This window comes from Bradyrhizobium sp. 172, from assembly GCF_023101065.1.
In the GTDB taxonomy this organism is placed as follows: domain Bacteria; phylum Pseudomonadota; class Alphaproteobacteria; order Rhizobiales; family Xanthobacteraceae; genus Bradyrhizobium; species Bradyrhizobium canariense_D.
On the sequence record NZ_CP064701.1, the window covers coordinates 1604126 to 1625255 of the forward strand.

Here is a 21130-nt window from a genome sequence, read left to right on the forward strand (position 1 = left end):
GTGCGGATCTTACGGGAGTCAGCCGCCAGCTTGAGGCCTCGTTTCTACCGCGGGTTCGAATCTCTCTCGCCCCGCCAGCCGACCAAAGTTTGCCCGCACTCCTATCGGTAAACGGGCTGAAAATCCGGCCATTTTCTTCCATTTTTCGTGCCGGAGAAGTTCGAGCGCTGGTCCGACCAGGCATTCGAGACGCCGGGAGAACCGAATTTTCTCCGATTCTTAGTACCCTTCGAATTGGTCTAGTACGCAATTTCTCCGGAAAGCTTAGCGGGGAGCCAGTTTGGGTTGCTCTCGCTCAACCAACGTCCGCGGCAGGTACGGTGCTCACTAAAGTTTACCCTTGTGAGCAAAACCATCGTGGGCGATGCCGCGATAGAGGCTGTCCGGGGCGAGGCCAAATTAGCGCAAGTGGGGCTATCCGATGAATGGGTGCATCTTGCACCCTGTCTGCCCCCGTGCGCGAAACGCCATTAGGATATGCACCCTCCCGACCTAGCAAGCCCAACCCAAAGCGCGTCCGGCAAGACCGAGCCACAAGGCGTGAGAGCCTAGGGAGAGAAACGGGAAGCGAGGAGGGCACCCCGCTGGGGGGAAACGCGGGCTAGCAGGGTACGATCGGTCTCTCAAAAGTTTGCCGGATTTTTAGAGCGGCTTACGTTGACTGTAGGCGGCAAGAGGAACGACAACATCCCCTAGTGATCGACCCGCCGTTGGCCTCCCGGTTGCGGTGGGGGCTTTTTGTGAAGTCTGCAAAAGCGGCGGTCGTTCCATGGTCATTGACCATGGCCAGATGCTGACCACTACTGCCAGTGCATCCCCAACAATTGCCCGACGATGCCTTGGTCCCACAGCGGCTTCTCGGCACATCGCCGAGGGCCTCCGTCGTCCGGTTTCGACAGTGTGTAACGGCAACATTTGGAAAATTTGTGTGGCGACTGGCTCCAGTTGATCACGGAGTCCTACACGCCAAAAATGTCCCTTTTCAACCCAGCATAAGTAGCCGTGTCTGGCGTGATCAATGGACAAAGGACATTTCGCGCAAATGCTTTCTGATCGTTTCCGATTTTTGTTAATCCCAGTATTTGCTTCGCTCTTGTGTAAATTAGTCCTGCAGCAGACTTAACGTCGTCGGGTGCTTTACCCTGCGCTTGCACGACAGAAAGAGCGTTTTTCTTTTCCGCCAGCAGCAATGGCACTTCTGCGGCTTTGCCGACGGATTGGCAGAGCGCGGTCAAAATCTCGTCATCGTATAAGTACGATTCAAGATGTCGCCGACCGAGTACCCTAATGCCCTCCGTCACCATCTGAGCCGCTTCACCTGGCGCATGATCGTCTCCATCAATTAATCTGCGCACCTTAATTCCAGCTACAATCATCGGAAAAGCTGCAAGGAATCCCATTCGATCTGACTTGACGTCATGGGAGTTGCCGCCCGCTATAAATTTCACGTCCGGCTTCTCATCAGCGAATATAGTCTCGTAGCATCTCGCATCATGCTCGGCATTTTTACCTGGAACGGCCCCAATTGGATTGCCTTCGCATACGACGATCTCTTGAGGAGCAACAAGGCCTGCCAAGTCATCTAGCGCAACCCGCAAAACCTTCTCCCAGAAAATGCGAGTAGGGCGAGACGGAGAAATAACAACCTTGCTATCAAAATCGTGACCATCGAAGTCAAGGAATGCAACCGTACCGGGCGCAAGCTCATAAATTTCCCGTGCCTTACGCATCATACCAATGGAATGAGTGGAAATCCAAAGTTGGCCGCTCTCCGGGACTAAGTTAAGTAGCTCTTGCAATAGTGCGCCCTGAAGTCGCGAATTCATATGGGCTTCAGGTTCATCAATGCAGTAAATTGCGTCGGGAAAGGCTGGGCGCTTCACGATAATATCGAGCAGCAAATCGAATGCTGCTTTTTCGCCACCAGAGAGATTCTTGTAATCGAACCCTGAAACAGTGCCTTTGTCGAACCTAAAAGTTCCCCCGGAGAGCGGGTTGCCAAGGCTCCTTAGCACGAGATCAGGAAATATGCGGTTTACCGAATCTCGAATTTCACCAACGACGCTTTCGCGAAATTCTCCAATGTTTGTTTCCGGCTTCGCATGCTCGAATACGTTTTGGAAGGCGTCAGACGTCAGCCTTCTATAGTTCATGGCAACAGCAGCATCTCCTTCGATCATTCGTCGGAATCGGATCTCATCGACCGCCGGACCCACTCTCTCAAGGCTATCGAAAGAGAATTCGGGATCGTTCCGATATGCGGAGCGGAAGTAGAGTATGCCAGGCCTCCAAGCAGAAGCTATGTCGTGAAAATAGACGGCGACGCAGTCCTTGAGTTCACGGCTAAGTGGATCGTCCATCAGTTTCCAATAATATTTCTTATCATCCATCCAGCTATTCTTAACATTCATCTGATAAAATAGATTCATGGCGTCGAAAACAGACGACTTGCCACAGCCATTTGGTCCGGCCAACACCACTAACCTTGCAGTCTTCGGGATATTTTCGATCTCTAAGTCCGTGAACCGCCGAAAATTGTTCGATCGAAATCCCTTAATTCTCACGGTCTAAATCCAATCGTTGATCGCTACGGAGCGGTATCGTCCGCGACACTTCGTGCAAGTCTATCGCCACTGATCCCGCGTGGCCGGACGGCCTTCAAATCAAGAGCTGCGAGCATAGACGATGTCGCGCCGAGAAGACCAGTGATTCGGCTTCGGCAACGGGCGCGTCTTTCGGTTCACTTTCGGTGGTCGATTGGCACGGTCGACGCCGGTGTCAGACGCAAACGCCCATCACCGGAGTCCACAGCAGCGTATCGCCTTGTCATTGCCTAACCGGTTAAACGGCGCTTTAGTGCAGCCTTCAACGGCACATCGCGGGGGGTGGGTATGCCTAGAGCGGAGGCTAGTGGGATCTCGTTGACCGAAACCGAGGCCATGATTGCCAAAGGTATGCTAGCCAGGGGCGATCGACAGCACGACATAGCGGCTTGGTTTGGGGTGAATGGTGGGCGTATCGCAGACATCTCGACAGGGAAGAAATTTCCCAACCTTCCCTCCGCGCCCGTGGAAAAACTTCCACCACCCGGGCCGTACCTTACCGGTCGCGATGCCCACGCCGCTATGATTGCGCTCGAAGCGGCGGCTGAGACCATCAATGCTGCGCTTGCGTTAATTCGAGAGCGGGCGGACGTCGCAAAAGCACGATAACCGCAAACGCTTCGGCTCAATGGGGATAAGCCGTGTTCAATCGTCAAGTCTACTTCGGACTTTATCCGGAAAGCTTGCTATTCTAGGTCGAATCGATACAACCACATATTGCCAATGGGGGAGACGCGGTGCTGCTCTTGCGCCGCTTTTTAATGAGCGAAAATAAACAAACAGTATTTGATACTCTCGGGCGGCATCCGATCCATCCGTTCCCGGCGCGGATGGCCCCAGGGATTGCGCTGAGCGCCCTTTCATCAGCTCAAAAGCCTATGCGCGTTTTAGATCCTATGATGGGTTCGGGAACGGTACTGGCCATGGCTCGAGCGCACGGCCACTACGCCACCGGCGTCGACGTCGACCCTCTAGCGGTTTTATTAGCTAAAGTATGGACAACAGCAACGGATCAGCAGGAGATAGTTGATGCGGGGGCAAACGCTTTAGCCAAGGCGAAATCGATCTTTGACAACGTCACGTATGGTTCTGCCTATCCATCGGACTGCAGCGCAGAGACGCGACAGTTTTTGCGGTATTGGTTTGACCAGTATGCGCGGCGGCAGCTGGCGGCCCTCGCGATTGTAATTGGGCGTGTGCGCCGTCAACCAATAAGAGATGCCCTGTGGGGAGCGTTTTCTCGCCTGATCATCACCAAAAGCAGCGGCGCATCGCTTGCAATGGACCTATCGCATAGCAGGCCGCACAAAGCGTTCCATCGAGCACCGGTAAAACCATTCGATGGCTTTCCGGCCGCTGTATCTCATGTTGCGAAAAACTGCGTTTCACCAGACGCCCAGAACCGGGGTCCGCAGCCCACCACAATTCTCGGTGACGCTCGGAAGTTGACCGCTGCATCGAACTCGTTCGATTTAGTGCTCACGTCGCCGCCGTACCTTAACGCGATCGATTACATACGATGCTCTAAGTTCTCACTCGTATGGATGGGTCACAACATTGACGAGCTGCGCGATACTAGGGCGGCGAGCGTTGGTTCTGAGCTCTCACATGCGGGCGCGTTGGACGATGAAGCTGTGAGAGCCGTGATTGCCGATCTAGGCCTAAAGCCAAAGCTTAGCGCCCGAAACAACGCGATTTTATCTCGCTATGTCTGGGATATGCGCGATTCGTTATCCGAAGTCTCCAGAGTGCTGAAAAAGCGTGGCGAAGCCATTTATGTAGTAGGCGATTCGACGGTGAGGGGGACCTTCGTTCGAAATTCCGAGATTGTACGGTCGGTTGCGGAGTTGAGCGGCCTCGCATTGGTGGCGCGGCGCACTCGGAACCTCCCGGCAAATCGAAGATACCTACCGCCACCCACGAAGGCATCGCTCCCCGCTCCCTTGGATACGAGGATGCGTCGTGAGGTGATCCTGACTTTCAAGAAGTAGCATCTCCGCCTTGGGTAGAACTTTCGAGGAAAGGGGCAGATATGGATTGGTCAAGAGTAGTCGGCAATGTTGGTACGAACCAATATCACGAGCGCATTCGCGCATTGAACGCCAAGGGTATGGTCACTTCGGAGATCGAAACGACGGTCGAACACGCCGTCGAAAACCTCTCCAAGGATACGAAATCGTTTGTCATCTTTGGCGAGCCGCAAAGCGGTAAAACCGAAATGATGATTGCCTTGAATGCGCGACTCTTAGATGAGAAATTTGATGTCATCATCAATCTTCTTACCGACAGTGTCGACCTTCTAAATCAGAACCTATCTCGTTTCCGAAGCGCCGGTTTAAGTCCGTCCCCAAAGCAATTCTCAGAGCTTCCCGACGACCCCAAGACGCTGGAGGGAAAGCAATGGGTTATCTTTTCAAAGAAGAATGCGCGGGATTTGGAGAAGCTCTCGGAGAGCCTTCGTTCTCTAAAGAAGCTGGTAGTGATCGATGATGAGGCTGACTACGCTTCACCAAATGGCAAGGTCAATCAGGATGACCGGACCCGCATCAACGAGCTAATTTACGACCTGCTCGGCGACGAGGGGCACTACATCGGCGTAACGGCCACTCCAGCGAGACTGGACCTCAATAACACGTTCGATAACGACACTTGGAAGTGGGTGAATTTCAAACCTCATGCGGCGTATGTAGGGCAGGAGTTTTTCTTCCCGCGAGATGGAAAGGCCGAGTACAAGCTATTTCTCTTCGCAGCAGATGAGGGGAATGAAAGGACTGAAATTAGAAACGCTGTGCTTCATTTCATGTGCGGCGTCGCTGAACAGTATCAGCGCGGGCTTGCAGAGAACTTTTCCATGCTTGTTCATACAAGCGGAAAGATCGATGAACATAACGAAGACGTAAAGGTCTTGCGGTCGACCATTGAGGTATTGACTGATCCCCAGAGCAAGAACTTCGCATCCTATTGCAAGCTGTTGGAAAAGTACGCTCCGCTTTACAATAAGGAGACTCCTCATTCGATTGTTGAGTTTGTGCTTCGAAACATCAACAAGCATCAGATCGTCATCGTTAATTCTAAGGGTAAAAAGCAAAGCGTTGCCGATGTCTTGCGCCCAACTAGCCTCTTCTCATTTGGTGTAGGCGGGAACATCATCTCCCGTGGGGTAACTTTTGAGAACCTGTTGTCTATGTATTTTACACGCAGTGTGAAGGGAAAATTTGCTCAAGATACGTACATTCAGCGGGCACGAATGTTTGGGTCACGCAACAAGTACAAAGAATCCTTTCAACTTTGGATACCAGCAGAGCTGATCGAGTCCTGGAACAAATGCTTTATGTTTCACAAGCTCGCAGTAGATGCGGTCCGATCGGGTAAAGGCGCTCCCGTGTGGTTGGCAGATCACAAGACGACCCCTACATCGCCAGCGTCGATCGATCGCTCTTCAGTAGATTTCGAGGATGGCGAGATGTCTTTCGGTATCTTTAGGCATGCAGAGAATGAGGCAGAAGCCATCATGCTCGAAGACGGCCTAACTGATATTGACAAGCTGCAGAAGCTTCACGGTGCGCTGCCCGCAGAATTGTTTCCGAGCTATGTTCTGGAATACATCAGCGAAGATGCCCGCCTTGAGGATGGGGCAATATGTTTTCATCCGGCAAGCGAGTTTGGCGCAAAGTCAAAGTCGTACACAGATGAAGAGATACGCACCATCCGCCGACGCAAAAGCATTTTCTCCAACAACGAATTTACACGGGGGCCTCGGCCCGGCGCACGCCACCACCTTAAAATCTATTACAACAGTTACGGAGACGCGCGGCTGTTTTACAAAATTAACGGCCATTCCGTGAAATTCATTCAGAATAGGCGGTAACATGCTCCCCGATTACGGCCGGTACTACGGAAGTGTGCTCACTCACATAGTCGATCACTATGGAAAAGCAGTTTCCATAGAAAAGCTCGCTGTGGGCGTTCAGGGGTTTTATCTGCTGAACGGGAAGTCGCCACTGTATATTAAGTTCAGCCGCAGTAGAAAAGGACCGTGGTCATTCAATTTTCGGCGTGATCACCAGACTGAGTACCAACATTTGGTCAAGAACTATGGCGACTGTATTACCGCACTCGTCTGCGGTAAGGACGGCATAGTCGCGCTCAATGACGTTCAAATGCGCCAAATCCTCGATCAAGATTTTGAGGAACAAGAAAGTGTGAGCGTTAGACGAAAGCTTAATCACATGTATTCGGTCAAGGGATCGAATGGAGAGCTTTCACAAAAGGTATCAAGAGATTCACTCATGTCCCATTTGGGCGCTCTTGTTGCGGACAGCAGTAATGGCACTGAAGAAAGAATGCTGGGCGAAACAGCAGCCTGAAGGACCGCAATCCCGTCGCTAAAATTTGCGACATTCGTTCAGCCTTTCGAGGTCGACGCGCCTTCTCGCGAACTTGCGTATTCATGCTGCCGCCGATGGCGTTGTGCCAGCGACGTTGTGTCGGGGGAATGAGGCCATCGCCTCGATCCGCTTCTTGAGGGTGACCTTGGTGTAATCGTCGCCCTTACTCTTAGCCGAATGCCCGCAAATTGCATCGAGCGTCAGATGGTCCAAGCCCGCTTCGTAGCCGTATGTCTTGAACGTATAACGCCACGCATGGTTGGGTTGAACTTTGGAAAGGAACAACGGCGCGAACCGCCTCTAGAATGCGCTTGTAAACGCCTTCCGCGGGGCCGGTCGTAGTGCCGGCTTCCGCGGCGAAACGGCATGGGCAATCTCCAGCCGGAAAGTTTTCTGATTACCAATCTGAGGGGGACGTTCGAACCGTTCCGGGCACGCCTTTAAGCTTCCAAGGCATGGAGTCCTCACCGGGATTCTCACCCGTGAGAATCTCTTGTCGATTCGCCAGCTACTGGGGCCCGGCGCTTCGGCCCGACGGGCTGCCAACACCACTCTGCGTTTCTCTCACTGAGGAGCGAATTAGTTTGGCCAAGTGTTAGCTCTATTTTCTAACATTCAGGAGCTAACTTTTATGTGGCGCGCGGTCTACCGGGGCTTGGGTTCATTACTCGCGGCGATGATGGGGTAAGTTTGTAACCCGCGTCACATGGGATGGGAAACGGGGAGGGGCGATCTTCTTCAGATTGTCCATTGCAGGCCAATTAGGTAAGCGCGAATTTCCCTGCACCTTTTGCTTTTGAGTGCTCTGATGCATGAGGTGTCCACCAAAATAGGTGGACACCTTGTGATGGCAGACGATGATCAGAAACTGCGGGTCAGGCTTGTTGGTCGGAACGGTCGCCGGCGCTACGAGGCGGCATCGAAGGAGCGTCTTGTCGCGAGTTGTCTTGAGCCTGGCGTTTCGGTATCGAGACTTGCGCTCGAACACGGGGTCAACGCGAACCTGCTTCGGAAATGGATCAAGAAGCACACCGCGACCAGGTCTCTCCCGCGGTCTCCCCCATCGGCGTTCATCCCGGTTCAACTTGAGGGGGCTTCCGATCGCGCCCTGTCGCGGGGGAGCAGCGTGGCGATGATGGGTTTGCCGGCGGCTTGCGATGAAGTGCGCGGGTCGGAACCCAAGGGGACTACAGCTTTTTGTTCTCCGGCCAAAGTGAGCGCGTCGCTGCCGAACGGCGTGAAGGTCGCGCTGGAATGCGGCGATGTGGATGCATTGACGGCGATCATCGGAGCCCTGGGCCATGTTCAGACTGGGCGGTGACCTGCAGGTCTATCTGCACCGTGAGCCGATCGACTTCCGGGCTGGCATCAACAGCCTTGCGGTTCTGGTCCAGGAGACGATGGCGCTCGATCCGTTCGCTCCGGCGGTTTTTGCGTTCTGCAATCGCCGTTGCGACCGGATGAAGTTGCTGTTCTTCGACCGGTCCGGCTTTGTGCTGGTCCTGAAGCGGCTGACCGAGGACAAGTTCCGATGGCCGCGCCGCCAGGAGGCGGTCGTCACGCTGACGACCGAGCAATTGCACTGGATCCTTGACGGCATCGATATCGATGCGATGGTCCGCCATCCGGTGCGGCAATATCAGGTTGCCGGCTGAGCTCTCGACTTGAGCGGTTGACGCGTCGGTACGGTTCAGATTCAAGAATCCGATGAATCGAACCGGCGAACCGAGTGTCGAAGCGCTGTTGGCGCGCATTGCTGCGCTGCAGGTGGAGAATCGTCAGCTCACGGAGCGCGTCGTCAGGCTCGAGGAAGAACTGGCGCTGGCACGCCTGCATCGTTTTGCGCCGCGCAGCGAAAAGCACGTCGACCGTCTGTTCAATGAAGCCGAGCAGGCCGCCGACGAGGATGATGCCGGCAGCGAAACGGACAATATCGCCGAACTTCCGGACACGGGCTTGCCACCCGTCGAAAGCACAACGGGAAAGAAGCGCGGCCGCAGACCGCTGCCGGCGAACCTGCCGCGTGAGCGGGTCGAGTATGACCTGCCCGACGATCAGAAGGCGTGTCCTTGCTGCCGTGGCCAGATGCATCGCATGGGCGAGACTGTCACCGAGCAACTTCATATCGAGGTGAAGGCGAAGGTTTTACAGAATGTGCGCTTCAAATATGGGTGCCGCCATTGCGATCGCACCGGGATCAATGCCCCTGTCGTGACCGCGCCGATGCCGACGCAGCCCTTGCCGGGCAGCGTTGCCACGGCCTCAACGCTGGCGTTCGCGCTGGTTCACAAATATGTCGATGGCACGCCGCTCTACCGTCTGGCGCAGGCCTTCGAACGCGCAGGTGTTCCTGTCAGCCGCGGCGCTTTGGGTCACTGGGTGATCGGCTCGAGCGAGAAGCATCTGCATCGCATCTCAGACGCCCTGAAGCTGCGGCTCAGACTGCAACCTCTCATCCATGGCGACGAGACGACGGTTCAGGTCCTGAAGGAGAAGGACAAAAAAGCCACCAGCACATCGTACATGTGGGCTTATCGCAGCGGCCAGGGCAGTCACGAGCCCATCGTTCTTCTGGATTATCAGCCGGGCCGCGGCCAGATCCACCCGCAGGCCTTCCTCGGCGATTACCGTGGCATCGTGATGAGTGACGGCTATACCGCATGGCGCACGCTGGAAGGGACCACCCACATTGGATGCATGGCCCACTCCCGACGGCGCTTTGTCGATGCCCTCAAGGCGAGGAAGAAGGGCGGCGGCCCGCCAGAGCAGGCGCTGCGGTTCTTCGAACAGCTTTACCGGGTTGAAAGGCAGGCGCGGGACGAAAAACCAGACAGAGGCGAAACGCCAGATCAATGCATTCGCCGCTTCCGCCAGCAACACAGCATTCCCGTCCTGAACGCCCTCAAGGAATGGCTCGATCAAATCGCCCCGAAGGTCTTGCCCGACAGCAAGCTTGGCGATGCCGTATCCTACACTCTGAACCAATGGTCATATCTGACGCGCTACACGCAAGACGGCAGGATGCCGATCGACAACAATCTCCTGGAGCGCGATATCAGAATCTTTGCCACTGGCAGAAAGAGCTGGCTGTTCAGCGACACCGTCGAGGGAGCCAGGGCCAGTGCCGTCGTCTACAGTCTGATGCTGACCTGCCGCGCCTCACGCGTCGAGCCGTTAGCCTGGTTGCGCCACGTGCTCACCGAATTGCCTCAGCGCGCCGACGACGCCGATATCACCGACCTGCTGCCCTTCAACTTCCCCAAAACCGCCGCTGCCTGAACGGGTCAGATGCCGCCCTCGATACGAAGGCCATCCGTCAAAAGCGCGGGCGTCATCGTGCGGAGAAAATCGCGCTTACCCAATTAGAGTAATCCCGCTCCGGCATGGTCTTTGAAGAGTTCACTATCGCGGATGTAACCTCGGAGCGTCTCAATGGATCTGTGGCGGCTCACATCCATCATCTTGAAAACGGAGGCGCCGTTCGCAGCGGCGGAGGTCAGAAAGCCGGATCGCAACGAATGCCCGGAAAGAGCGCTTGCATCTAAGCCGATCCTGCGGGCCATCTCTTTGATGATGCTAGCGACGGAGCGCGACGTCAGCCTGGCTTGACTGACCCGATCTCGCTTGTTGATCGGGCGAAATAGAGCGCCACTCTCTATTCCGGCGGCACTCAGCCATTCGCGCAACGCTCTCACCGGGCAAGCGACCGTGCCGCGCGTCACGGCGATCGTCGAGCCCTGGCCATTCTGGTCGGTCTTCGACCGTCGAATGATCACACGAAGACCCAACTCGACTTCTTCAATATCCGCGACATCCAGCGCCACTAGCTCGGAGCGGCGGAATGCCCCGGCAAAGCCAAGCAGGATCAAGGCGCGGTCCCGTTTTCCGCGAAGCGTATCAGGAGATACTGCGATCATCGCTTTGACGTCTTCCGCCATCGCCGGCGCCTTGCGGACCTTCGCCGAACCTACCGAACGACGAATGCCCCGGAGGGTCGCCTTGACGGCCTCCGCGTCCGTTGGCGTGGGAACGCCCGCCAGCTTGTGAAAGTAGCGGATCGCGGCGAGGCGCCTGCCCATCGTGGAAGGTCTTTTCCCGGCCTGGGCTTCGGCGGCCAAGAAAGCCGCCACTGTCTCGGCGGCGGCCGGAAGGCTAGGTGATAGGCCCTTGGCCTCGCACCAGGCCACAAACAGCCCGTGGTCAGTTTGGTAGGCCCTTCGGGTAGCTGGGGCCTTCTCGGCCGTCGCGTAGCCGATGGCTGCGTCTAAGTCCGGGCCAAGCATCCCGGGAAGGGAAGGGGATGGCCCAAGGACGGCAGGAAAAGGGGGCATGCAGAATACTTCCGATAAGGACAATTATCGGAAATTAAGATATACAACCATTACGTGCAGTGCCATAGCGCAGGTTTGCAAGGAACGTCAGCCATACCGCGCGGGCTTGCGAAGCGAACTATGAGTGGATCGTCTCGACTGAAGGATGGTGTAAGCGCCGGTGCATCGAGCTGATGGCCGGCAGGGCTGCCGAAGCAAAGCTGTTGGGCGACAGCGAGCCTGAGCCGCCGGTCGATGATCTCAGGAAAGCGCGCGAACTGGCCCCACTGTCCTGCAAGAGCGAGGAAGCAATCGAGACGTTCATCGCGCACTGCGATGTCGCCGCGCGTGATTTGCTGATGTTCTATGGTGATGTCGTGATGGTGCTGTCCATCGTATTGCGGATCAGGCGCACGCTGGACGACGCCGAGATTGATCGGATCATCTCGGATATGGAGGCGAAGAAGGTGTTGGCGGCTGAACGCAGGCGGCGCACGGAGGGGCGCAGGTGCGAGTTTGCGTCCGAGCGCTTTCGAGCCGAATGTAATCACACCAACGTCGCAGCCTCTGCCACATTCTGAACCAGATCGGTGCGGTAATCGGCGACATCAGTGATCAGAAGGCGCGGCGGATGTACCCGGCCTGACGATCTTAAAGGCCCCGGCGGGAATACGTCGGGGCCATTTAATTAGGAATTCATCAGCCGCTTCTGGGCCAACGCGAGGTCAGTCTTCGGGCACCCCAGCCATCAGCATTCCATCGCGGATGCGCTTGCTGCCGGCACGAAAGGTCGGGTCAATACTTAGGAAGAGCCCTTTCGTCCGGCGTACCGTAAAGTCTGGATCAAATGAAAACCCGGCCTGCGCAGCGGCTCGCGCTTCGTCTAGCGACCAGGAGAGGGCGAGTGCGGCAGCAAACTGGAAATGCGCAATTGGGAAATTTCGATTGGCTTCCAGAGACCGGCGCAACCACTCGACCGCTTCGGTGTCGGCACCAAGGATCATCTTCACAACGCCGAGCAAGTGCATCCACCGAAAAGCACTGATGTCGCGTGGGGAAAGTCGGAGCGCATGCCGGATATGAGCTTCGCTTTCCGGGCCTCGACCAATGAAGACCTTCGCAAATCCAAGCAACGCGTGCGCGTCGGCCAAATTGCGGTCGAGCTCCAGCGCTTGCTCGAATTCTCCGATTGCCTGCGCTGCGCGATTAGTGAACGCTCGCAAACCAGCCAAAACACCATGAGCCCGGGCGTGGCGCGGCGCCATCGACAAGACCTTGATAAGCGTCGCTTCCGCCTCAGCGAGGCGCGCGCCGCGGTCATCGAGCATGAAATTCGTCACGATTATTGTTTGTATCATGGCAATGCCAACTAGAGCTTCGATATTCTCCGGATCGAGCGCTAACGCCCGTTCGAAAAAGCGGCGAGCATGTGATAGGTACTTGGTTGTAAGTCCTTGATTTAAAAAATGACGACCCTGGAAACACAAATCTAGAGCATCGGGATGCGGAGAACGTTCGGCGCGCCGCGCCTCGGCTTCGACAAGCTGGGCGTCGAGCGCATTAGCAATTCGTGCGGTGACTTCATCCTGCATTTCGAATAGATCGGCGACAGGTTTGTCGAAACGATCCGTCCAAAGATGCGAGCCGGTTTCTGCGTCTACAAGCCGAACGTTGGCGCGAAGTCGATTTCCACCTCGCTGCACGAACCCTCAATCACGTAGTTCACGTTTAACTCACGACCGACCCGCTTTATCCTTGTAAGTGAATGCCGTGTGTCGGCCAATAACAAGTGAGCCGCTGATGTGCGACAAGTCTGTAGTCAAACTCTCGGTCACTCCGTCAACAAAGTAGTCGTGTGCGTGATCACCGCTGAGGTTAGCGAATGGCAGCACAACGATGGAAAGACGAGGCGACCAAGTCGAAGTCCATGCGCTGTCAGATGATGTCGCCGCGTCGGGTGAGCCACTCGTAGCAACCGTATAGACGCGGACCGGGCGCGTGATGTTCTTGAGGTGCTGCTCGCCCAGGTCCCCGAACTCCGTTCCCACCTTACCTTGCACTTGATCGTAGACAGAAGACGAGATGCAGATACCGTCCGGCTCTGCAATGCTCTCAAGCCGAGCGGCGATGTTGACGCCGTCGCCGAAGATGTCATGAGGCTCGACTATCAGGTCGCCAATATGATGCCCACGCGGAAGGCGATGCGTCTGTCTTCGACATCAACGGCTGTACGCTCCTTAGTGCCGGTCTGGAACTGAATAGCAGCTCGGACCGCTTTGACTGCGCTCGGAAACTCAGCCAAAAACCCGTCGCCGGTGTTCTTCACGATGCGACCGCCGTGCTCCGCGATAGCCGGATGAATAACATCCGTCAGTAGTGAGGTCAGACGTGCGTGCGTCGCCTCTTCGTCGTCGTGCATCAGCCGAGAATAGCCCGCCACATCAGCGGCCAATATTGCCGCCAATCTCCGTTCGATCCGGGCTGGGCGATCTTGCAACATACGACGGCCTCTCGGCTCAGAGTTATACGACAGATCAGCCAAGGTGCCTACTCAGGTTGATATGGTTTTGGCGCAGAGCCGAAGAGCGGTTCAGCTGCGTGATGTCCGCTGTCGCTGGTAAGCCGGACGCCGAGCTGCACTCGGCTCGACCGCTGCCGTTGACCCACAGCAGACCTCCGTGGCTTCACGACCCGCGCGTTGAGGCACTACCAGCCGCGCGGTGGATGAAGACGCATGCGCCAACGGCGATGATCGCAGTGCGCTGCAGCAATATTCCCAGCGTACACCTAGCAATCAAGTCTGGCGCCGGTATCGCTCCATTGCCGGCAGTGTATGCGGCCGCTGACGAAGAACTTGTCTGCGTGCTTGGTCCGTTGCCAGAATTGAACTATTCACTGTTCCGTCTTACACACACCGCGATCTTCGCAAGATACCCCGCGCAAATGTCGTTTTTGAGTTTTGCCTCAGCGAACTGAAGAGCGTTCTGATGCGCGGTGAGATGACAAAATGAGCGTACTTCGACTTCCGTTGTTGGCCCGTGGCTGCCTTTCGCGCAGAAGACTGAGGTGTCAGCTTTCGGGAGAAGAAGCCGAACAGTGCATTGAGCCTGGCTAAGGCAGCCTTTGACCCATCAGAGACATTCGCCACTACAGACACTGGGATGAAATCAGCGTAGCGTCCCCACATGGTCAAGCTATTTGCCTGACCGAGAGCTGCCCAAAAAGCGGCGACCTTCCGAAATCGCCGCTTACAAGAATTGGCAGCCTATTGCCGTCGGTAGGCACAAAACTATTCTCAAAAATTGATGTTGGTTTGAATTGCGAAGGCTGCGGCCAAGCAGTCGGCCTTCGCGCCAGACTTTTCGCGACTTCGTTCAAGTCTCTGTCGCTTGCGTCGGCGGGTGACCAACCCGCGCATCCTGGTCGCTATTGTTGCAGCAAATTAATATCGGAGGCATTCATGAAGCGACGTGACTTTCTGAGGCGAACCGCTGCCGGCATTTCCGCAAGCCTGCTTCTGGCGAACGTTCGGTCTGACGGCTATCGTTTCGTCGGTTCAGCGCTTGCCGCCGGCGAGGGCGATCGGCAGAAAGCCACCCTTGAACAGAAATTCGCCGAATTTGCCCTCTCCATCAAGTATGAAGCGCTGCCTGCGGACGTTATCGCCGCGGCCAAGCGGGTGCTTCTCGATACGCTCGGATGCGCATTCGGATCCGTAGGAAGCGAGCCCGCAAATATAGCCGAGAGGACCGTCCGCAAGACCTTCGGAGAGGGCAATACAGCCACCGTGATCGGCTATCCGCGCCCCGCTACGGTTGAAGGCGCATTGTTCGTCAACGGCCTCCTGGTCCGCTCCCTCGACCTCAACGATACCTATATCGGCACCGAGCCCCTTCATCCGAGCGAGCTGCTTCCGACGGCCATTGCGCTTTGCGAAGAGAATGGACGAAACGGCCGTGATCTCATGGAGGCGATGGTCGCTGGCTACGAGGCCAGCATGCGCGTCAATGACGCCATTTCCTTTATCGAGCGTGGTTTCCATCCTTTGTGTGCGGCCGCCTATGGCATCCCTCTGATTGCGGGCAAGATCTGGGGACTCCCCAGGGAAGCCATCGCCAACGCGGTTGGAATTTCGGGCGCCCGTGGCTTCACGAGTTTTGTTGTCAATAGTGGCGCGATCAGCATGATGAAAGCCATGGGACTTGCCGCTACTGCGGCTGACGGCGTTTTCGCGACACGGCTCGCCGCGCAGGGTTTTACGGGCCCGTCCGGCACGTTGGAATGGCTGGCGTCGAAAATGAAGCCCATCAAGGAGGGGTTTGCCGTTGACCTCGAGCTGGCGCGATACCGGCTACCGCGGGTGGCATTCAAACGCTTTCCCATTCAAATCGAGTTGCAAGCGGTGGCAGAAGGGGGTGCGGCGCTCTCCGCGAAGATCCGCGATCGCGTACAAGACATCCAGGCGATCACGGTTGAGACCTATCCCGGAATAATCGAGCGCGTCGCGGATCCCCCAAAATTCAAGCCGCAGACAAGGGGTACCGCAGATCACAGCCTTCCCGTCTGCCTTGCCATGGCTCTTCTAGACGGCGATGTGACGGCCAGCCAATTCGAGAAGGACCGCTGGCGTGCGCGGGACGTGATGGCGCTGGTGGAAAAGACGTCGGTGAAGACCGGAGAAGCACTGATGGCGAAATTCCCCAAGGGGCGCGGCGCAAGCATCGAACTTGTATTCACAGATGGTCAAGCCTTGCGCGAGACCGTGGAAGTTCCTGAAGGCGACGCGGAACGTCCGCTCTCAAGATCGTCGCTGGAACGCAAGTTCATGAACTTTGCGGTCCCTGTGGTTGGCAAGGCCGGCGCAGAGCGTGTCATGTCACTCGTCGATGGTCTCGAAGAGCTAAAGGATGTCCGGGAATTGACCCAAGCCCTCCGTGGAAGTGGAAAGCAAACTCCGATGTGAATTTGGATAGCAGCGATAAAATGCCGATGTCGGTTGTTGGCCCCACAGCGGACCTCGCTGTTCATGGAAAATTGAGTAATTGCCCGGTTCTTGGTTGACGGACTAACCAACTGCAACCAAGAAGGTGTGCCTCAGTGGAGGCGAGCCGAGCAGGGAACATGCCCGAATTTGGACGTAGGCAATACCGCGAGACTCACGCCGAAACATCCGACATGATGAAGTGGGTCATTTCCTCCGCGGTCGCGGTGCTGATAGCGGGCCTATTCCTCAGTTACCGATTGTTTATTCATCCCGGCAATCCAGATCCACTTTTGAATAAGCGGGGGTCATTTGCAGAGATGGTACAACGGAATGCGTTTAGCGCAGATCAACTGCTTGAGCATCCGTCCAGTAGCACCACGGTGGTTTTGATCCCTTTTGGCAAAAAAGTATACAAGGTGCCGCACAAACCTCGTGGATCTAGATCGGTCAGCTGTCGCCCCCAATCCTCTAACGACGACGTTCGAAATTCACGTCCTGCTCCCCGGCTTGACGCCTAGGAACGCGAACAATGGTGATGGATTTATTGAGCATCCATATCGCGACGGCTTCCATGATCAGCTGAGCGCAACGATCCGAGGAGGACAGGAAGAGTTGGATTTTCCGAGCGAAAGCGACAGTGGGAGAGTCGGTGTGAACAGAAAAGCCAAGGTCAGTTTCGAGAGGTCGAATCCGATTACAAGCTATGCCAGGCGGATTCCGATTTATTTATGAGAGGTACGACCGAGGGACCTCTGATTTTTGCCTGCAACAAGATCTCCGACAAGAATCCTTACTGCACTCTCGCCGAGCACACCGGCGCGGAATACGGCGTTCTGAATTTAGAATTTAGTCGCAAATACGTTTACCAAGCGGACGAGATTAGGAAGCGGTTTCGTGCGCTCCTCGATTCTTTCGCCGAGAACTAAGGCTGTTTTCGATAACGCCTCACAGGCGCGATGTGTGCCCGGCATGGAAGTACACACAGCAAGGCCTCTCTTCAAGACGGTCGGCTTAGTATTCGGGTTGTTCTGTCTTCTTATGACCTATGCTTCGGGCGTTCGTCTTTACGAACACATGCTCGGGGGCCGATCCATCCCACAGCACGGGGTAAGTCTTGTGTTGGACATCGGCGGGAATGTCCTCCTTTTAGGCATGAGTTGCTTCGGAGTGATTGCGCTACTGCTTATTGGCCGAAGGGGGTTGGACGGAGTTGTCGGAAACTGGCCATATGTCCTTCCTATCGTGTTGGTCGCTGTATTTTGCGCTGCGATGGCCGCTGCGTTCGGCGCCAGAAGGATGACCTGGGTTCTTCCTGCGGCCAGTTTGTTCGGCCTCGTCGGGTTATGGGTCGGATGGAGTGGTCTTAGACAGCATGGATTGCCCATCACTACCCGCGTCTCGGACATGTCTCTGATCCGAAGACCGAACGAGACCAATCACTGACAGGACATCCCGCAGCTATGCCCGCTTGTGGCCCGCTTGAGATCTTGTTATGGGCACTTAAGATGTCTGCTCATCGGGGCTGACCGGGAGTCATCGCGGGAGCATTACACCGACGCGATTGACGCTGAGCGGTCATTGGGCCCTTTCCGATTAACAGCCAGCTGTCAGTTTCGGACCACCTTGATTTTGTCGGACGTACGGCCTGGAAACTGCATTCGGAATTGTGACGGAGACATCTCCGCATGATGATGAAAAAATTTCACAAAGTTCGTCGCCTCGCCGAATCCGACGGCCTCCGCAATCGACTCGATGGGCCACGCAGTATACGCAATGAGTCGCTTTGCCTCGAGGATGACGCGCTCCTCGATCATCATCTTGGGCGGAACACCGCGAACGGCAACGCACGCGCGACGCAACGCCTTGGTTGAACAGCCTAGCCTGTCGGCATAGTCCTCGACACGCCGCGTCCGCATGAAGCGGGCCTCAAGGTCGGTCAGAAAATGCCGGACTGTCCGATGATAGCTCGAAATCAATAAGGATTCATGCCGATCCGAGCAGCGAGCGACCTGCAACAACAGGACGTGAAGCTGGTGCTGCAGGATGTTTGCGCAGATCGTCGAGCCATCACTCCGTTTATACTCATCAGTTATCGTCGCAAACCCGGCGTGAACGCGCTCGTACGAATCCGCATCGAGGTTGATCGCTCCACTTGGCGCCGCATGCTCGAGCGCCGAGCCCGGGACCAGCGGATGGTTCGCCGCTCCATCTGGCAGAACAAACTCGGGCGTAAAGAGAAGAACCGTCGCCTCCGCCTCGGCACCGGGCACGAACTGCTGCACCTGGCCGGGGCGAACATGGAGAAGCGTCCGCGCCGTGCAGCGCAAACGCTCGAAGTCGAGGAAATGCGTGGTCGCCCCCGATGAGAACAGCATCAAAAGATGAAAGGCAGGACGCTGCGGATGGTCGAAATGATCCGGCGGGACACGCCTGAACAGATCAGACAAGGAGAGCGGCTCGATTCCCAATTCTGGGAACCGACGATTGAAGTAGCAAACCCCTTCAATGGCTGGCAAGCCGACCTCGCGCCGCATTCGTCGCTGTCCGATTTTGATCATCGAACAGTAGCAAACTGACCTAGCTGTCCGCAATACGACGCGGCACGGTTTCCCGATGGAAAAGTGAGGACGTCACCATGTCGAACAAGCTGATCCGAACGATCGCCGCAACACTTGGTTTTATCGTGCTCGCGATCCTCGATGCGGCCGCGCCACGCGCCGAAACCGGCGCGGAGAGCGCGGCCATCGCAGCCGCCAATCACGTATTTGATCGGGCGTTATCTGCGCGCGATATCGCCGCGATGGACACGATCTGGGCGCACGAGCCAGATGTGATCGCGGTTCATCCCGCGAGCAAAGCACCGATTGTCGGCTGGGCCGCCGTGAGGAAGAGTTGGGAAGCGACGTTTGACCGTTTTGCCGATATCTCAGTATCGATGCAGGACCCGCAGATTCGCATCAAAGGAAACGTTGCCTGGGTCGTGGGTCTTGAGGAGGTTCGAGGCAAACTGAAAAACGGCGAGACTGCAGTCTTCACGGCATTGACCACGAACATGTTCGAGAACACCGGCGGCCGCTGGTTGATGGTGGTGCACACGACCTCGCGCGTTCCACAATAGTCCCTATGCGAGCCAGTTTCGGGGTCAGATCGCCGGGAATGGTGCAGGCTGAAAGCGAGTAAACCTACGACTGCGTCTGGCCCTTCGCGACCGCCCTTGCGGTGCCCGGTCTTGCCGAAGTTGAGGGTAGGCCGGCCCTGACTGCCCGCGGCCGAAACCGGCGCTGTTAATCCGATGCGGACATTCGGTCTTCCCCTAAACTCGTGAAGCTTCGAAGTATTACTGTTTAGCAGCCTCTAGCCCCTTGACAGCACGATATCGAAATTTAGCGCGCGGTGATCGCATCCGTCTTCCGAAGGAACGGGCTTTGCCACCAGCAAATCCGGACGTATCGCGGCGTTAAGCAGTCTGTCGCAGGCATTGAGCGGCTCGTCAGGAAAATACATCTGGGTGATCAGCCGCTCGAACCGACCGTGAATCTCGAAGTGAATGTGCGGCGGGCGCATCCAGTCCGGTCCTGCGGGATATGCGCCGGGCTTGACGGTCTTGATCCGATAAAACCCCTCGTCATCTGATCGAATGCCGACGCAACCCACGAAGCTGAAATCCAGCGGGGCGGGATTGGGGTCGTTGCCGTGCGCGTAACGACCGAAGGTGTTGGCTTGCCACACGATAATGGGGATATTGCGAACGGGTTCGCCATCAAGGTTGAGCACCCTTCCGGTGATCTGGATAATCTCTCCCTGGGCATGCCCTTCGATCCCTTTGACCGAGGTCAGGTCGTCTTGCGGGACCGCCGTGTGTCCCGTTGGGAAGTAGGGGGCCGAGAATCTGGTCTGGCGTTCGGTACCGGCGCGTGGCGCTTGAGTTGTTCATAACCCGCCTCAATCTTCTGGCGTAAAGCCGGAGGCCTGCACGATTGGTCCCCAATGGTCGAAATCGGATTTGATCAGTCGCGCAAATTCCTTCGGCGTTTCGCCGGCCGGATCCATGGCAAGCGTGGCCAAGGCCGTCTTGAAGGCGTCAGTATTCACCACCGCGCGGATCGCTTCATTGAGATGGTTCACCATTTCAGCCGGCGTATTTGCCGGAACAAAGACGCCAAACCACTCATTGGCCTCCAGCGCCGGGTATCCCGCCTCGCGAACCGTCGGCACATCGGGAATTCGTGACGATCGTTGCGGTCCGGTTGTCGCCAGTGACCTAATGGCGCCGGATTGCACATACGGAAGGGCGGTACCGATTGGATAGATCGTCGCAGCAATCCGGCCGCCGATCAGATCCTGGATGCCGCCCGGCCCGCCATAGGGCAGGTGCACCAATGCGAACTGGCCGGCCTTGGCTAGGCTCACGCCGGTGAAATGCAACATCGATCCGGCCGCCGCCGTGCCGTAGGTCGCCAGCTTGGGATTGGCCGCGCACCATGTCACGAAGTCAGCCAGCGTCCTGACTTCGGCCGGCACCATCGGGCCGACGGTGATCAGAAATGGAAAGGAGCAGACAGTCGTGACCGGAGCGAAATCCTTGAACGCGTCATAGCCAAGCGACTTGTAGACATGGGGGAATACGGCGACGCTGGAGGCGGGCGTCAGGATTATCGCCGTGCCATCAGGCGAACTGGTTTTCAGCGCGCCGAGTGCAAGCCGACCGCCGGCACCGGGGCGATTGTCGACGATGAAAGAAGATGAGTATCCCTTCATTCCATCGACCAGCATTCGGGCAATCACGTCGATCGCGCCGCCGGCGCCGAAGCCCACCAGCATGCGCGACGTGCTCTCGGCGGACGC

18 protein-coding genes and 1 pseudogene are annotated in these 21130 nt (G+C 56.5%); 10 read left to right on the top strand and 9 right to left on the bottom strand.

Going from position 1 to position 21130, the window contains the following annotated elements:
• Nucleotides 1-959 precede the first annotated feature (959 nt).
• Nucleotides 960-2564, bottom strand: a complete 1605-nt coding sequence (locus tag IVB07_RS07665; protein ID WP_247767538.1) for an AAA family ATPase — start codon at nt 2562-2564, stop codon at nt 960-962.
• 357 nt (nt 2565-2921) lie between these two features.
• Here IVB07_RS07665 and IVB07_RS07670 point away from each other — a divergent pair, with 357 nt between their 5' ends.
• The 4 genes from IVB07_RS07670 to IVB07_RS07685 all read left to right on the top strand — a co-directional run bounded on the left by IVB07_RS07670 (nt 2922) and on the right by IVB07_RS07685 (nt 6970).
• Nucleotides 2922-3212: a hypothetical protein gene (locus IVB07_RS07670; RefSeq protein ID WP_247767539.1), complete on the top strand. Its 291-nt coding sequence runs from the start codon at nt 2922-2924 to the stop codon at nt 3210-3212.
• Between the two features lie 128 nt (nt 3213-3340).
• Nucleotides 3341-4594, top strand: coding sequence for a hypothetical protein (locus IVB07_RS07675; protein ID WP_247767540.1), 1254 nt, complete (start codon nt 3341-3343; stop codon nt 4592-4594).
• A gap of 41 nt (nt 4595-4635) precedes the next feature.
• Nucleotides 4636-6471 (top strand): Z1 domain-containing protein, encoded by a 1836-nt coding sequence (locus tag IVB07_RS07680; RefSeq protein ID WP_247767541.1) that lies wholly within the window; start codon nt 4636-4638, stop codon nt 6469-6471.
• A gap of 1 nt (nt 6472) precedes the next feature.
• Complete coding sequence (locus tag IVB07_RS07685) at nt 6473-6970, top strand: hypothetical protein (protein WP_247767542.1); 498 nt, start codon at nt 6473-6475, stop codon at nt 6968-6970.
• 81 nt (nt 6971-7051) lie between these two features.
• On the opposite strand, the gene IVB07_RS07690 is transcribed toward IVB07_RS07685, so the two are convergent.
• Entirely contained in the window at nt 7052-7276 is a 225-nt protein-coding gene (locus IVB07_RS07690; RefSeq protein ID WP_247767543.1) for a hypothetical protein, read from the bottom strand.
• A 562-nt stretch (nt 7277-7838) separates the two neighbouring features.
• Between IVB07_RS07690 and IVB07_RS07695 the strand changes: the two genes are divergently transcribed.
• Genes IVB07_RS07695 through IVB07_RS07705 form a run of 3 tightly spaced genes read left to right on the top strand, consistent with a single transcriptional unit; the run spans nt 7839 to nt 10270 of the window.
• Entirely contained in the window at nt 7839-8312 is a 474-nt protein-coding gene (locus IVB07_RS07695) for a transposase (protein ID WP_247564001.1), read from the top strand.
• On the top strand, nt 8293-8646 hold the full coding sequence (tnpB, locus tag IVB07_RS07700; protein ID WP_148750250.1) for an IS66 family insertion sequence element accessory protein TnpB: 354 nt from the start codon (nt 8293-8295) through the stop codon (nt 8644-8646). The genes IVB07_RS07695 and tnpB overlap by 20 nt, the downstream gene beginning before the upstream one ends.
• A 52-nt stretch (nt 8647-8698) precedes the next feature.
• Nucleotides 8699-10270, top strand: a complete 1572-nt coding sequence (locus IVB07_RS07705; protein ID WP_247384585.1) for an IS66 family transposase — start codon at nt 8699-8701, stop codon at nt 10268-10270.
• Nucleotides 10271-10353: 83 nt separating this feature from the next.
• Here IVB07_RS07705 and IVB07_RS07710 read toward each other — a convergent pair whose 3' ends face one another.
• Complete coding sequence (locus tag IVB07_RS07710; protein WP_247767544.1) at nt 10354-11274, bottom strand: site-specific integrase; 921 nt, start codon at nt 11272-11274, stop codon at nt 10354-10356.
• Nucleotides 11275-11495: 221 nt separating this feature from the next.
• On the opposite strand from IVB07_RS07710, the gene IVB07_RS07715 reads away from it, so the two are divergent.
• Nucleotides 11496-11882: a hypothetical protein gene (locus IVB07_RS07715; RefSeq protein WP_247767545.1), complete on the top strand. Its 387-nt coding sequence runs from the start codon at nt 11496-11498 to the stop codon at nt 11880-11882.
• 144 nt (nt 11883-12026) lie between these two features.
• Here IVB07_RS07715 and IVB07_RS40620 read toward each other — a convergent pair whose 3' ends face one another.
• From IVB07_RS40620 to IVB07_RS40630, 3 genes are all read right to left on the bottom strand, one after another.
• A complete protein-coding gene (locus tag IVB07_RS40620) occupies nt 12027-12893 on the bottom strand; it encodes a hypothetical protein (RefSeq protein ID WP_346659452.1) in 867 nt (288 codons plus the stop codon).
• Between the two features lie 141 nt (nt 12894-13034).
• Nucleotides 13035-13481, bottom strand: coding sequence for an adenylate/guanylate cyclase domain-containing protein (locus IVB07_RS40625; RefSeq protein ID WP_346659457.1), 447 nt, complete (start codon nt 13479-13481; stop codon nt 13035-13037).
• The gene (locus IVB07_RS40630; RefSeq protein ID WP_346659453.1) at nt 13469-13801 is read right to left on the bottom strand and encodes a hypothetical protein; all 333 of its coding nucleotides are present in this window, start codon (nt 13799-13801) and stop codon (nt 13469-13471) included. The genes IVB07_RS40625 and IVB07_RS40630 overlap by 13 nt, the downstream gene beginning before the upstream one ends.
• A 960-nt stretch (nt 13802-14761) precedes the next feature.
• Between IVB07_RS40630 and IVB07_RS07725 the strand changes: the two genes are divergently transcribed.
• Nucleotides 14762-16264: an MmgE/PrpD family protein gene (locus IVB07_RS07725; protein ID WP_247767546.1), complete on the top strand. Its 1503-nt coding sequence runs from the start codon at nt 14762-14764 to the stop codon at nt 16262-16264.
• Nucleotides 16265-17892: 1628 nt separating this feature from the next.
• On the opposite strand, the gene IVB07_RS07730 is transcribed toward IVB07_RS07725, so the two are convergent.
• Nucleotides 17893-18843: a helix-turn-helix domain-containing protein gene (locus IVB07_RS07730; protein ID WP_247767547.1), complete on the bottom strand. Its 951-nt coding sequence runs from the start codon at nt 18841-18843 to the stop codon at nt 17893-17895.
• A gap of 77 nt (nt 18844-18920) precedes the next feature.
• On the opposite strand from IVB07_RS07730, the gene IVB07_RS07735 reads away from it, so the two are divergent.
• Nucleotides 18921-19403, top strand: a complete 483-nt coding sequence (locus IVB07_RS07735) for a nuclear transport factor 2 family protein (RefSeq protein WP_247767548.1) — start codon at nt 18921-18923, stop codon at nt 19401-19403.
• A gap of 236 nt (nt 19404-19639) precedes the next feature.
• Here IVB07_RS07735 and IVB07_RS07740 read toward each other — a convergent pair.
• Both IVB07_RS07740 and IVB07_RS07745 read right to left on the bottom strand, forming a co-directional pair.
• Nucleotides 19640-20152, bottom strand: a pseudogene (locus tag IVB07_RS07740) (protocatechuate 3,4-dioxygenase); the annotation flags it as partial.
• A 75-nt stretch (nt 20153-20227) separates the two neighbouring features.
• Complete coding sequence (locus IVB07_RS07745) at nt 20228-21106, bottom strand: tripartite tricarboxylate transporter substrate-binding protein (protein WP_247767792.1); 879 nt, start codon at nt 21104-21106, stop codon at nt 20228-20230.
• Between the last annotated feature and the right edge of the window lie 24 nt (nt 21107-21130).